13 protein-coding genes are annotated in these 12,867 nt (G+C 72.9%); 6 read left to right on the top strand and 7 right to left on the bottom strand.

Features of this window, described 5'->3' with window-relative positions; genetic code table 11:
- Both ABD056_RS09030 and hrpB read right to left on the bottom strand, forming a co-directional pair.
- Positions 1-964: SPFH domain-containing protein (locus ABD056_RS09030; protein ID WP_343866232.1), on the bottom strand; the 964-nt coding region annotated here is incomplete at its 3' end.
- Positions 965-1,032: 68 nt separating this feature from the next.
- On the bottom strand, positions 1,033-3,528 hold the full coding sequence (hrpB, locus tag ABD056_RS09025) for an ATP-dependent helicase HrpB (protein ID WP_343866231.1): 2,496 nt from the start codon (positions 3,526-3,528) through the stop codon (positions 1,033-1,035).
- Between the two features lie 101 nt (positions 3,529-3,629).
- Here hrpB and ABD056_RS09020 point away from each other — a divergent pair, with 101 nt between their 5' ends.
- The gene (locus ABD056_RS09020; RefSeq protein WP_343866230.1) at positions 3,630-4,172 is read left to right on the top strand and encodes a superoxide dismutase family protein; all 543 of its coding nucleotides are present in this window, start codon (positions 3,630-3,632) and stop codon (positions 4,170-4,172) included.
- Here the strand turns inward: ABD056_RS09020 and gcvA are convergent.
- Positions 4,153-5,073: a transcriptional regulator GcvA gene (gene gcvA / locus ABD056_RS09015; RefSeq protein ID WP_343866229.1), complete on the bottom strand. Its 921-nt coding sequence runs from the start codon at positions 5,071-5,073 to the stop codon at positions 4,153-4,155. The two genes, ABD056_RS09020 and gcvA, sit on opposite strands and share 20 nt — an antisense overlap.
- A gap of 117 nt (positions 5,074-5,190) precedes the next feature.
- Here gcvA and ABD056_RS09010 point away from each other — a divergent pair, with 117 nt between their 5' ends.
- Together ABD056_RS09010 and ABD056_RS09005 are read left to right on the top strand one after the other, a co-directional pair.
- On the top strand, positions 5,191-5,349 hold the full coding sequence (locus tag ABD056_RS09010; protein ID WP_343866228.1) for a hypothetical protein: 159 nt from the start codon (positions 5,191-5,193) through the stop codon (positions 5,347-5,349).
- A gap of 149 nt (positions 5,350-5,498) precedes the next feature.
- Entirely contained in the window at positions 5,499-5,738 is a 240-nt protein-coding gene (locus ABD056_RS09005) for a hypothetical protein (RefSeq protein ID WP_343866226.1), read from the top strand.
- A gap of 123 nt (positions 5,739-5,861) precedes the next feature.
- Here the strand turns inward: ABD056_RS09005 and ABD056_RS09000 are convergent, their stop codons facing one another.
- The gene (locus ABD056_RS09000; protein ID WP_343866225.1) at positions 5,862-6,215 is read right to left on the bottom strand and encodes a RidA family protein; all 354 of its coding nucleotides are present in this window, start codon (positions 6,213-6,215) and stop codon (positions 5,862-5,864) included.
- 197 nt (positions 6,216-6,412) lie between these two features.
- On the opposite strand from ABD056_RS09000, the gene ABD056_RS08995 reads away from it, so the two are divergent.
- Positions 6,413-6,859 (top strand): acyl-CoA thioesterase, encoded by a 447-nt coding sequence (locus ABD056_RS08995; protein WP_343866224.1) that lies wholly within the window; start codon positions 6,413-6,415, stop codon positions 6,857-6,859.
- Entirely contained in the window at positions 6,856-7,791 is a 936-nt protein-coding gene (locus ABD056_RS08990; RefSeq protein ID WP_343866223.1) for a 2-hydroxyacid dehydrogenase, read from the top strand. Before ABD056_RS08995 ends, ABD056_RS08990 begins: the two co-directional genes overlap by 4 nt.
- A gap of 25 nt (positions 7,792-7,816) precedes the next feature.
- Here the strand turns inward: ABD056_RS08990 and ABD056_RS08985 are convergent, their stop codons facing one another.
- Entirely contained in the window at positions 7,817-8,878 is a 1,062-nt protein-coding gene (locus tag ABD056_RS08985; RefSeq protein ID WP_343866222.1) for a transporter substrate-binding domain-containing protein, read from the bottom strand.
- A gap of 119 nt (positions 8,879-8,997) precedes the next feature.
- On the opposite strand from ABD056_RS08985, the gene ABD056_RS08980 reads away from it, so the two are divergent.
- Positions 8,998-11,367, top strand: a complete 2,370-nt coding sequence (locus ABD056_RS08980) for an ATP-binding protein (protein ID WP_343866221.1) — start codon at positions 8,998-9,000, stop codon at positions 11,365-11,367.
- A gap of 1 nt (position 11,368) precedes the next feature.
- Here ABD056_RS08980 and ABD056_RS08975 read toward each other — a convergent pair whose 3' ends face one another.
- Positions 11,369-11,821, bottom strand: a complete 453-nt coding sequence (locus ABD056_RS08975) for an AraC family transcriptional regulator (protein WP_343866220.1) — start codon at positions 11,819-11,821, stop codon at positions 11,369-11,371.
- Positions 11,822-11,860: 39 nt separating this feature from the next.
- Positions 11,861-12,853, bottom strand: a complete 993-nt coding sequence (gene moaA, locus ABD056_RS08970; RefSeq protein ID WP_343866219.1) for a GTP 3',8-cyclase MoaA — start codon at positions 12,851-12,853, stop codon at positions 11,861-11,863.
- Positions 12,854-12,867 lie beyond the last annotated feature (14 nt).

Below are 12,867 nucleotides of genomic sequence, written 5' to 3'. Positions count from 1 at the left end.
CGTCCCGCTGCTGGAAGAATGCCCCCACCTTTGGCAGGGCGGCGGCGACGGTGGCGGGGGGCGGCGTCTGCGGGGCGAGCGGCGCCCCGTCGCCGCCGCGGCCGCCTTCCAGCAGGGCGGCAAAGGCGGCGAGGCCGGAGAAGGATTGCCCCATGTCGGTCGGCAGCAGGATGAACTTGGCGTTGGGCGAGGCGGAGACCTGCCCCAGTGCCTCGATCTGCCGCTTGGCGACCTCGAAGCGGATGGCATCCATGCCGCCGCGGCTGATGGCGCCGGCGATGGTCTCGGTGGCGAAGGCTTCCGCCTCGGCGGTGACCCGGCGGGCCTCGGCCTGGCGCTGGGCGGTGTAGAGTTCTGCATCGGCGCGCAGCTCGGCGGCCCGCTTGTCGCCCTCGGCGCGGGTGACGGCGGCGCGGCGCTCGCGCTCGGCATTGATCTGCAGCTGCATGGCGCGGCGGGTGGATTCGTCGACGTTGACGTCGATGATCTCGCAGCGGGTGATCTCCACGCCCCAGCCCTGGGCGATCTCCTCCAGTTCCTTGCGCAGGGTGACGTTGAGCGAGTCGCGGTTGCTCTGCACCTCGTCGAACTCCACCGTACCGATGTTGGAGCGCACGACGCCGGTGACGGCGGTGGCGATGGCGCCTTCCACGTCGCGGATGCGGTAGACGGTGTATTCCGGCGACGTCACCCGGAAGAAGATGGACATGGTGACGGAGATGGTCACGTTGTCGCGGGTGATGACGTCCGACGGCCGCTCCGGCAGGCGGCGTTCCAGGATGTCCACCTTGTGCGCCACCCGGTCGAGGAAGGGCACGATGAGGTTGAGGCCGGCGTGCAGCACCCGCTGATAGCGGCCGAACCGCTCCACCACATAGGTCTGGCTCTGCGGCACGATGTGCACGCCGCTCCACAGGGTGACGGCGACCAGCACCACGAAGCCGATGATGACGTATTCGAACACGGCGGCTCTCCCTCCTGCCCTGATCCGTTCACAACACCACAGAACAACGCCTGATAGAAGGGTCGGCGTCAGCCGCGCGGTTTGGTGCGGGCGGTGGGGGCGGCGGCGAGCGGGTCGTCGGGCCACGGATGCTTTGGGTAGCGGCCACGCATTTCCGCCTTCACCGAGGGGTAGGCCTCGCGCCAGAAGAACGGCAGGTCGCGGGTGACCGCCAGCGGCCGCTGCGCCGGCGACAGCAGGTGGATGACGACGGCCACCCGGCCGCCGGCGATGCGCGGCGTCTCGCGGGCGCCGAACATCTCCTGCAGCTTCACCGGCAGCACCGGGTCGTCGCCGGAGTAATCGAGCCGGTGGCGATGGCCCGACGGCACCTGCAGGTGGGTCGGCGCCTCGACCTCCAGGCGGCGGCGCATTTCCCACGGCAGCAGGTTTTCCAGCGCCGCCATCAGGTCGATGCGGCGGAAGTGGGCGCGGCGGGTGATGCCGGCGAGATAGGGCGCGAGCCACGTCTCCAGCCCCGCCAGCAGGGCGTCGTCGGAGACGTCGGGCCAGCCTTCCGCCGCCCCTTCCACCCGGTGGAGGAAGCGCAGGCGGGCGCGGTAGCCCTCGGTCTCCGGCGTCCACGGCAGGGCGTGCAGGCCGATCTGGCGGATGCCCTCGCACACCGCCTCGGCGGTGCGGTCGGCAGGCAGGGCGGACAGCGGCTCGTCCTTCAGCACCAGGGCGCCCAGGCGGCGCTGGCGGCGGGCGGCGACGGCGTCCTCGCGCGGGTCCCAGACGACAAAGGCGCCCTCGACGATCTCCGGCCCGAAGGCGTCCTCGATCTCCGCCACCGACAGCGGCGCGGCGAGCCAGATGCGGGCCTGCGCCGCCTTGCCGGCACCGACGTCGGCCACCGCCAGCCAGTCGGCGGCGGCGAGGCCGTCACCCTCGGGCAGCACGGCGCCGCGTCCGTTGGCCAGCCGCACCTGTCCGCCGCGCCGCTGGCCGACGCGATCCGGGTAGCCGAGCGCCAGCAGCAGGCCGGTGGCGGCGGCGTCGCGGGGTTGGCCCTTGATGCCGGCCGCCCGCATCACCTGCCGCGCTGCCTCGCGCACCCGCCGCACGGCGCCGGGATCGGCGCCGGCCGGGGCGGCGTCGTCGCGCAGCAGCACGGCGACGCGGGTGCGCAGGTCGCAGTCCGAGCGGCCGCCGCGCAGCACGTCGCGTTCCGACAACAGGGCGGCCAGCAGGCAGGCGAGCGGCCCGTGGCCGAGGGCATCGCCGCTCACCACCATGTGGGCCAGACGCGGATGCAGCGGCAGCGGCGCCAGCGCCTGACCGTGCGGCGTGATGCGGCCGTCGGCATCCAGGGCGTCGAGGCGGCGCAGCAGGTCGCGGGCCTGGGCGTAGTGGGCGGGCGGCGGTGCGTCCAGCCACGGCAGGGCGGCCGGATCGGCGGCGCCCCACTGGGCAAGGTCGAGCGCCAGCGGCGCCAGATCGGCGTCGAGGATTTCCGGCCGGCCGAAGGCGGGCAGGGCCTTGTGACCGGCCTCCGCCCAGCAACGGTAGCAGACGCCGGGCTCCAGACGGCCGGCGCGGCCGCGGCGCTGCTCGGCGGCGGCCTGGGATACCTTCACCGTTTCCAGCCGCGACATGCCGCTGCGCGGTTCGAACCGGGGCACGCGGGCGAGGCCGCCGTCGACCACGATGCGGATGCCCTCGATGGTCAGGCTGGTCTCGGCGATGGTGGTCGCCAGCACCACCTTGCGGCTGCCGGGCGGGGCGGGGGCGATGGCGGCATCCTGCTTCGCCTGCGGCAGGTCGCCGAACAGGGCGTGGATGGCGACGCCGGCCGGTAGCGATCCCGCCAGCCGCTGTTCCACCCGGCGGATCTCCGCCTGTCCGGGCAGGAAGACCAGGGCCGAGCCCGCTTCTTCCGCCAGCGCCTGCCGCACCACGGCGGCGACGTGATCCTCCAGCCGGGTGTCGGGCCTGGGCGGCGGGACGTAGCGGGTGTCGACCGGGAAGGCGCGGCCCTCGCTGGTGATCAGCGGGCAGCCGCCCATCAGGTCGGCGACCGGCGCCGCATCCAGCGTCGCCGACATGACCACGATGCGCAGGTCGTCGCGCAGGGCGCCTTGCGCCTCCAGCGCCAGGGCGAGGCCGAGGTCGGCGTTGAGGCTGCGTTCGTGGAACTCGTCGAAGATCAGGCAGCCGGTGCCGGTCAGTTCCGGGTCCGATTGCAGCATGCGGGTGAGGATGCCTTCCGTCACCACCTCGATGCGCGTGCGCGGCCCGACCCTGGTGTCCAGGCGGATGCGGTAGCCGACCGTCTCCCCCACCGCTTCGCCGAGGGTGGCGGCCATGCGGGCGGCGGCGGCGCGGGCAGCCAGCCGGCGCGGCTCCAGCATGACGATGCGGCGGCCGGCGAGCCAGGGGGCATCCAGCAGCGCCAGCGGCACCCGCGTCGTCTTGCCGGCCCCCGGCGGCGCCTGCAGCACGGCGTTGAGCCCGGCCGCCAGGGCGGCGGCAAGCGCGGGCAGCACGGGGTCGATGGGCAGGGCGTGAGCGGGCGGTCGCATGGTCGGGCTTTACGCCGGATGCGCCGCCGCCGTCAATCTCCGCCATGCGCCGGCGGGGCGTTGAAGCGGTGGACCGATACACTTAAGGAGAGAGACCCGCCATGCTGCACCGCCTCGGCCTTACCGTCACCGCCGCCGCCCTGGCCGCCGCTGCCGCCGCCGCGCTGCCGGCCGCCGCCCAGGACCAGCCCCTGGCGGTGGAGATGCACGCCCTCACCGCCGAGGGCACCGGCGACCGCGTCGGCACCGTCACCATCCTGCCCGGCGACGGCGGCACCAGCTTCCAGGTGCAGGTGTCGGGCGTGAAGGAGGGCGAGCACGGCTTCCACGTCCACGAAAACCCGTCGTGCGATCCGGCGGACGGCACGCCGGGCGGTGCCGCCGGCGGTCACTGGGACCCGCAGAACACCGGCACCCACCAGGGGCCGGAGGGTGACGGCCACATGGGCGACCTGCCGTTCCTCACCGCCGATGCCGAAGGGCTGATCGACGACACGGTGACGGCGCCGCGCATCACCGACATGGGCGCCCTGCGCGGCCGCGCCCTCATCATCCACGAAGGCGGCGACACCTATTCCGACGACCCGCATCTGGGCGGCGGCGGCGGCCGGGTGGCCTGCGGCATCATTCCGGCGGCGGGCTGACGCGGCAGGCGTCGACCTCTCCATCCAGCCAGCGGCGGAAGGCGCGCCATGCCTTCCGCCGCGCCGTGCGTTGCGGCCACAGCAGCCAGTAGCTGAAGGGCGCCGGCACCCGCAGGGCGAAGGGCGCCACCAGCAGGCCGCGTGCGATGGCGTCGGCCACCAGCAGCTCGCGCCCGAGCAGCACGCCCTGGCCGGCGATGGCCGCCTGCATGGCGACGGTGGTGTCGGAATGGCCGGAGCCGCGGCGCGGATCGAGGTCGGGCAGGCCGGCGGCGGCCAGCCAGCCGTCCCACTTGGTGTCGACGGTGCCGTCGGCCAGCAGGTCGTGCAGGATGGGCGCCCGCATCAGGTCCGCCGGCTCGCGCAGGCCGTGGCGCTCGGCGACCCAGGGGGCGCAGACCGGGAACAGGGTTTCCTGCAGCAGCTGGGCCCATTCCACGTCCGGCGGCGGCGCCACGGCGTAGCGCAGCGCCGCATCCACCCCGTCGCCGCGAAAGTCCGACCGGTGCTGCGTCGCCAGCAGCACCACCCGCACCTCGGGATGCGCCTCGGAAAAGCGCGGCAGGCGCGGCACCAGCCAATGGGCCGCGAAGCTCGGCAGGACCGAGACGGTGAGCAGGTCGTCGTCGGTACCGCCGCCCACCTCCGCCACCGCCTCCGCCAGCCGGTCGAAGCCCTCGCTCAGGCCCGGCAGCAGGGTCTGGCCGGCGGCGGTGAGGTGCAGGCCGCGGGTGACGCGGCGGAACAGGGGCTGGCCGAGGCGGTCCTCCAGCCCCTTCACCTGCTGGCTGACGGCGGCCGGGGTGACGGCCAGCTCCTCCGCCGCCTTCACGAACGACAGGTGACGCGCCGCCGCCTCGAAGGCGCGCAGGGCGTTGAGCGGCGGCAACTGGCGGGCCACGGCGACGGCCTCCCTCCATGGCTTAGTTTTGCTGAAGCATAGCGCAGGCAATCCCGTTTGTCTCCCGCCGCCGGAAGGCTTTCCATGGCAGGAGAGACACCAAGCGGGAGACCGGTCATGAACAAGAATTTCTCGCCCACGCAACCGTCGCGCGGCGCCGCGGCGCGGCTGTTGCTGCGGGGACTGGTGCGGTGGCTGGTGGGCGTGCCGGAGGGGGCGGAGGTGGCGCGTCTGTCCGACCGGGCCCGCCGCGACATGGGACTCGATCCACCCTGACCCGCTACCCCATTCGACGTTGGTCTGCGCCGTCGGAACCTTCGTCTTCCCGGGAACCCTGGGGCTTTCTCAACCCTTTAGTCAGGTACGGAAGCGGCACGCTTCTGCTATGATCGAACGGTGGATGACGGGAAAACGGGGTACCGACCATGCGAAAGACCATCACCCTGGGCCAGCACCGCGACCAGGTGGAAATCATCCAGCAGCCCGCGCCCAACCAGCCCGGCCGGGTGCTGTGGGCCGACGGCATGGTGACGGAAATCACCTACGACGACCTCAACGCCCTGGCCTACATGGCGGAACGAGCGAAGGTGCAGCCGGCGGCCATGGCGCGCGGCGCCGACGGGGCGGCGGTGGAAGCGGCCCTGCGCAGCTGGGGCAGCATCTGAGGGTGCCCGGCTGAGCCGGTCGCCGAGGGCCGGGCAGGACCGGCGGTGCCAGCATGGCGCCGGCGGGCGGGTGCCGACGCGCCCAGGCGTCCGCACCCGCAACCGGGGCTGCGGCAGCGGCCGTCAGTCCAGGGCGGCGATGGCCACCACTTCGACCAGCCATTCCTTGCGCGCCAGCGGCGCCTGCACGGCGGCGCGGGCCGGCGGGTTGGTGCGGTCGATCCAGGCGTCCCACACGCGGTTGACGGCCTCGAAGTCGGCGGCCATGTCGGCGACGTAGACGGTGGCCGACAGCAGCTTCGACTTGTCGGAGCCCACTTCCTTCAGCAGCCGGTCGATGTTGGCGACCACCTGCTCCATCTGGCCTTCCGCCGGCAGCGAGGCATCGTCGGCGACCTGGCCGGCGAGGTAGACGGTGTTGCCGTGGACGACGGCTTCGCTGAGGCGCTTGCCCGGCGAGATACGCTTGATGGACACGGGTGTTTCCTTTCTTTTCCGCTTGAACCTTTGGGCGGGCGGGGAGTCTGCGCCGAGGCGGCGGCCTTTCGCAAGCCCTCCTTTCGCCGTTCCGCTCCACCGTCCGGCCGGCGGCGGCCAGAGCGGCCGTTGTCAGCGGCGGGCGGGGCATGGCACTGTCGGCGGCAAGAGACCGACAGCCAGCGTCAGGAAAGCCGATGACCGCCGCCGACCTCACCGACCGCCGCCTCTATCACCACTGGAGCCGCGAGAAGATCCGTTTCGCCGACCTGGACAGCCTGGGCCACCTGAACAACTGCGCCTTCTGCGTCTACTGCGAGAGCGGCCGGGTGGAGTTCCTGGAGGCGCTGCACGCCAACGCCCTGCACGCCGGGGCGGAGATCAACTGGGTGATCGTCAACCTGTCCATCGACTTCCGTGCTCAGGCCCATTATCCGGGCGTGGTCGACGTCGGCACGGCGGTGCTGCGGGTGGGCAACAAGTCGGTGACGGTGGGGCAGGGGCTGTTCGTCGGCGAAACCTGCATCGCCACCGCCACCAGCACGGTGGTGCTGTCCGACCTGAAGGCCGGCAAGGCGGTGCCGCTGCCCGATGACCTGCGCCGCCGGCTGGCGTCGCTGGCGGCCGGGGAGATGACGGCATGAGCATCGTCATCCTCACCCAGGAAGGCCCCGAGGCCGCCGCCGACTACGCCACCATCCTGGCCGCCGCGCTGCCCGACCTCGACGTGCACGTCTGGCCGGAGACCGGGCCGCGCGATCAGGTGCTCTACGCCGTCGTCTGGCAGCCGCCGCCGGGCGAGCTGGGCCGCTTCCCCAACCTGCGCGGCATCTTCAACCTGGGCGCCGGGGTGGATGCCATCCTGCGCGACCCGACCCTGCCGGCCGAGGTGCCGCTCATGCGGCTGGCCGATGCCGGCATGGGGCCGCAGATGGTGGAATACTGCCTCTACGGCGTGCTGCACTTCCACCGCGCCATGGACCTTTACCGCCGCGACCAGACCGCCGGCGCCTGGACGCCGCGCCCCTTCAAGTCCGCCGCCGACCGCCGCGTCGGCGTGCTCGGCCTGGGGGCGCTGGGGTCGGCGGTGGCGCAGGGCATCGCCGGCCTGGGCTTCAAGGTGATGGGCTGGAGCCGTTCGCCGCGTCAGGTGGAGGGGGTGAGCACGGTCGCCGGGCGCGACATCCTGCCGCGCTTCCTCGGCCGCACGGAGATCCTGGTCAACCTGCTGCCGCTGACGCCGGAGACCCGCGGGCTGATCAACGCCGACACCCTGGCCGCCCTGCCGGCCGGCGCCTGCCTGGTCAATGCCGCCCGCGGCGCCCACATCGTCGAGGCCGACCTGCTGGCGGCGCTGGACAGCGGCCACATCCGCGGCGCCCTGCTGGATGCCTTCGAGCACGAGCCGCTGCCGGCCGATCATCCCTACCGCCACCACCCGGCGGTGACGGTGACGCCTCACATTGCGGCGCAGACCATCCCCATGGAGGCCTGCAAGCAGATCGTCGCCAACATCAAGCGGCTGGAGGACGGGCGGCCGCCGCTCAATCTGGTCGACCGCGCCACCGGCTACTGACCGGCCGGCGCCGGGCGGCAGCCGGTCAGCGGAAGGGCGGCGCGAAGATCAGGCCGCCCTGGTTCCACAGGGCATTGGCGCCACGGCCGAGGCCGAAGCGGCTGTCGTCGCCGAGGGTGGCGGCGAAGATCTCGCCGTAGTTGCCGCCGGCGGTGATGGCCCGCAGCGCCCACTCGGCATCCAGGCCGAGGGCGGTGCCGACATCCCCTTCCGCCCCCAGCAGGCGGCGCACTTCCGGGTGCGTCGCCGTCTCGCGCAGGGCGGCGGCGGTGGCGGCGGTGACCTCCAGCTCCTCGGCGGCGATCAGGGCGAACAGGGTCCACTGCACGGCGTCGAACCAGGCCCGGTCGTCGTCGCGCACGGCGACCGACAGCGGTTCCTTCGAGATGACGTCGGGGAACACCACGTAGTTCTGCGGGTCTTCCACCCGCTCCGGCACATGGGTGACCAGCACCGCGCGGTCGGTGGTCATCAGCTCGCAGCGGCCGGTGAGGAAGGCATCCCAGCGCACCGTCCACGAATCGAACACCAGCGGCGTCAGCGCCTGCCCGGTGCGGCGGGTGTGGTCGGCCAGGCTCGCCTGCGAGGTGGAGTTGCTGGAGACGCAGACCGTCGCCGCCGGCACGTCGGCCAGCGTGGTCCAGCCATGGCGGCGGTGGGCGACGAAGCCCTGGCCGTCGTGGAACACCGGCAGGGTGAAGGCGACGCCGGTGCCAGCATCGCGGCCGACGGTCCAGGTGGTGCTGTCGAACAGGGCGTCGACGGTGCCGTCGCGCAGGGCCTCGAACCGGGTGCTGCCGTTGAGGAAGACGTACTCGACGTTGCCGGCATCGCCGGTGACGGCGCCCGCCACCGCCTTGCACAGCCGCACCATGAAGCCGTCGCGGCTGCGGCCGTCGGCGGCGGCGGTGGAGAATCCGGGGGCGCTTTCGAACACGCCGCAGCGCAGGTAGCCGCGCTCCTTCACCGCGTCCAGGGTGCCGGCGCGGGCCGGCGGCGCCAGGAGGCCCGCCATCACCGCCGCCGCCGCCATGGCCAGCGCCCCCAGCGCCGCCGCACGCCCCCATCCCGCCGTCTTCGCCACCATTCCGCCTCCTGCAATCCTGCCAACCGGCCTTCCCGCGATGTTTTTACTGCATCGGCGGGGGACGTGACAGTATAGTTGGGGCCACGGGAAAGGCGCCCATACGGGGAAGAAGGGTAAGAATGGCTCCGGTTCGCTTCGGCGTGGCGGCGCGGTTGTTCGCCGGCCTCGCCGCGATGGCGCTGATCGCCGGCGGCATCGCCCTGATCGCCGCGCGAGCCCTCAGCACCGCCAGCGAGCGGCTGGACGAGGTCGCCCTGACGCGCCTGCCGGCCACCGCCCAGGCCGGCCTGATCGGCCGCCAGAGCCAGGCCCTGGCCGATACCATCCCGTTCCTGGTGTTCTCCACCACCCAGTCCGACCGCCGCACGGTGGCGCTGAGACTCGACGACACGGCGGCGTGGCTCGACGACGAACTGGCCAACCTGCGCTCCGCCGGCGTGCCCGACCGGCGGCTGGCGACGGTGGTGACGCCCTACCGGGCGGTGCTTGAAAGCATGCGCGGGCTGGACGGCCTGGTGGCCGCCCGCATCGAGGCGGATTATCTGGTGTCCCGCTTCGCCCTGCAGGTGCAGCAGGCCGATGCCCAGGTGCGGCTGCTGCGGCCGGCGCTGATGGGCGAGCGGGGGGCGGCGGACTGGGCGCTGGCCGCTTCCGCCACCCTCAACACCCTGGCCGCCGCCGCCGGCGAGCCGCACGAGGCGCGGGTGCGGGCGCGGCGGGGCGATTACCGCACCCGCCTGCGCGAGGCCGACGCCGCCTTCGCCCGCCTGCCGCCCGCCCTGGCGGCCCAGGTGCAGCCGGTGCAGGAACAGTTGCACGCCATCGGCGGCGGGGTCGACCAGGGCACCGCCGCGCCGCCGGAGGGTGTGGCCGCCGCCGACATCTTCGGCGCGCGGGAGGCTTCCCTCACCGCCCAGCGGCAGGTCCGCGCCCGCCTGACCCAGACCGGCGACGTCTCCAACCAGTTTCTGGCCGCCGTGTGGGGGCTGGTGCAGTACCTGCAGGACGAAGCCGCCAGCGCCTCCCGCCAGACCCGCGCCGCCCAGGGCGGCGACCTGCTGCTGGTGGCGCTGCTGACGCTCGCCGCCGGGGCCACCGCCGGCGGTCTGCTGGTCTACCTGAACCGCAGCGTGCTGCGCCGCCTGCACCAGCTGCGTGATGCCATGGCGGCGGAGGCGGAGGGTCGGCCGGCGCCGCTGCCGGTGGAGGGTCACGACGAGATCGCCACCATGGCCCGCAGCCTCGCCCGCCTGCGCGACGCCATCCACGGCCGCGAGGAGGCCTTGCAGGCCAGCCGCGAGCAGGCCCGCCAGATCGCGGAGACGGCGCCGGTGGCGCTGGTGGTCACCCGCATTCCCGACCGCCGCATCCTGTCCATCAACCAGCGCGCCTGCGAGATGTTCGAGATCAGCCGCGAGGAGGCGCTGGCCCAGACGGCCGATCCCTTCTACGCCGTGCCCGGCGACCGCCATGCCTGGCAGCAGGCCCTGTACCGCGACGGCGTGGCGCGCGATTTCGTGGTGCGCATGCAGACCTACAACGGCCGCCGCTTCACCGCCATGCTGTCGGCGACCAAGAGCGTGCACGAAGGCCAGCTGGCGTGGCTGGTGGCGCTGGTGGACATCACCCAGCGCCTGCGCACCGAGGAATCCCTGCGCACCGCCAAGAACCAAGCGGAGGCGACGGCGCGCGAGCTGGTGCGGTCCAACGCCGACCTGGAGCAGTTCGCCTATGTCGCCAGCCACGACCTGCGCGAGCCGCTGCGCACGGTGGCGAGCTACGTCAACCTGCTGGAGCGCCGCTATACCGACCAGCTGAACCCGCAGGCGCGCGAGTTCATCGCCTTCGCCCGCAGCGGGGTGGAGCGCATGGAGCACCTGATCCAGGATCTGCTGGAGTATTCCCGCGCCGGCCGCGGCATTCCCGCCACCGATCCGGTGCCGCTGGATGCGGTGGTGAACGAGGCGCTGGTGAACCTGGATGCCGCCGTGCGGCGGTCGGAAGGCACCATCCGCATCGAGGCGGCGCTGCCGGCGGTGCGCGGCGACCGCAGCGACCTGCTGCGGCTGTTCCAGAACCTGATCGGCAATGCCCTCAAGTACCGCCACCCGGAGCGCGCGCCGGACATCCGCATCGGCTGCTTGCCGCGGCCGGAGGGCGGGCTGACCATTTCGGTGGCCGACAACGGCATCGGCATCGCCCCCGCCCACTTCGAGCGCATCTTCCTGATCTTCCAGCGCCTGCACGGCCGCAACGCCTATGAAGGCACCGGCATCGGCCTCGCCATCTGCCGCAAGGTGGTGGAGCGCCTGGGCGGGTCCATCCGCCTCGACAGTGCCGAAGGCATCGGCACCACCTTCCACATCGACCTGCCGGCCGAAGCGGTGGAGCCGGCGGGGCCTGCCGCCGGGGGCGAAGCGATCGAGGCACGGGCGGAGGGCGACGGCCTCACCCGCAGCGGGCCCGGCACCGGCGAGCGGCGGGCTTAGGTCAGGCGCCGGCGCCGGCGCCGTCAGCCAGACCGATCTGGATTTCCACCCGGTTGGTGGCGGCCTCGGGGCCGTCCCAGATGTGGTAGACCTCGCGGGTGTCGCCGGTGGTGGCCAGTCCGGCGGCGGCCACGGCGGCCAGCAGCGGCGCATAGCCCTGCGGGAACAGGCCGGTCAGCGGCCCTTCGTAGATCGCGCTGGCGCAATGGAAGGCGGGCAGGCAGTCCTCGCCGCCCGCCACCGGCAGGCAATAGTCGAGGTCGAAGGCGGTGTGGGCGTCGCGCGGCATCCCGTGGGCGGCGAAGATCCACGGCCCGGCCGGCTGCAGCCCGGCCGCCGCTGCGGCGGCGCTGACCGCCGGGCAGGCGTCCAGGCCCGTCAGGCCCACCTGCGGCAGGGTCAGGTGGTGGCGCTGGCGAACGACCGACAGGGCCGGGACGGTGAGGATCTGCATGGAATCAGGCTCCGGGGGGCGGGATGGCCGGCGGCGGTCTCAGCCGCCGGTGACGCTCATGTGGCGGGCGACGGAGAAGCGCGGCGCGCCCCGGTCGATGATGAAGTCGTGGCCCTTGGGCTTGCGGGCGATGGCATCGTCGAGCGCCGCATGCAGGGCATCGTCGGACTCGGTGGCGCGGATCACCGCCCGCAGGTCGGCCGCATCCTCCTGCCCCAGGCACATGTAGAGGGTGCCGGTGCAGGTCAGCCGCACCCGGTTGCAGCCTTCGCAGAAGTTATGGGTGAGCGGGGTGATGAAGCCGATGCGGCCGCCGGTTTCCTCCGCCCGCACATAGCGGGCGGGGCCGCCGGTGCGCAGCGGCAGGTCGGACAGCGTCCACACCGCGTCCAGCCGCTCGCGCAGGACCGACAGCGGCAGGTAATGGGCGGTGCGGTCTTCCTCCACCTCGCCCATGGGCATGGTTTCGATGAAGGTGACGTCGAAGCCCTCGCCATGGGCCCAGCGGACGATGTCCGCCAGTTCGTCCTCGTTCTGGCCGGCCAGGGCGACGGTGTTGATCTTGACGTGCAGGCCGGCCCGCTTGGCCGCCATGATGCCGCCCAGCACCTTGTCCAGGTCGCCGGTGCGGGTGATGGTGCGGAAGCGGTCGGGGCGCAGGCTGTCCAGCGACACGTTCACCCGCCGCACGCCGATGTCGGCCAGCTCGTCGGCGAACAGGGCGAGGCGGTTGGCGTTGGTGGTGAGGGTCAGTTCCTCCAGCGCGCCGCTGTCGAGGTGCCGGCCGAGGGCGCGGAACAACTGCATGACGTTGCGCCGGACCAACGGCTCGCCGCCGGTGATGCGCAGCTTCTTCACCCCCCGCTGCACGAAGGCGGTGCACAGGCGGTCCAGTTCCTCCAGCGTCAGCAGGTCGCGCTTGGGCAGGAACGTCATGTCCTCCGCCATGCAGTAGGTGCAGCGCAGGTCGCAGCGGTCGGTGACCGAGACCCGCAGATAGGTGACGTGACGGCCGAAGGGATCGACGAGCATGGGCTGTCCCCGGG

The sequence above is a fragment of the Caenispirillum bisanense genome (assembly GCF_039523075.1).
Classification (GTDB): domain Bacteria; phylum Pseudomonadota; class Alphaproteobacteria; order Rhodospirillales; family Rhodospirillaceae; genus Caenispirillum; species Caenispirillum bisanense.
The sequence above is the reverse complement of the archived record's forward strand: the minus strand, read 5'-3'. Positions and strand labels throughout refer to the sequence as shown.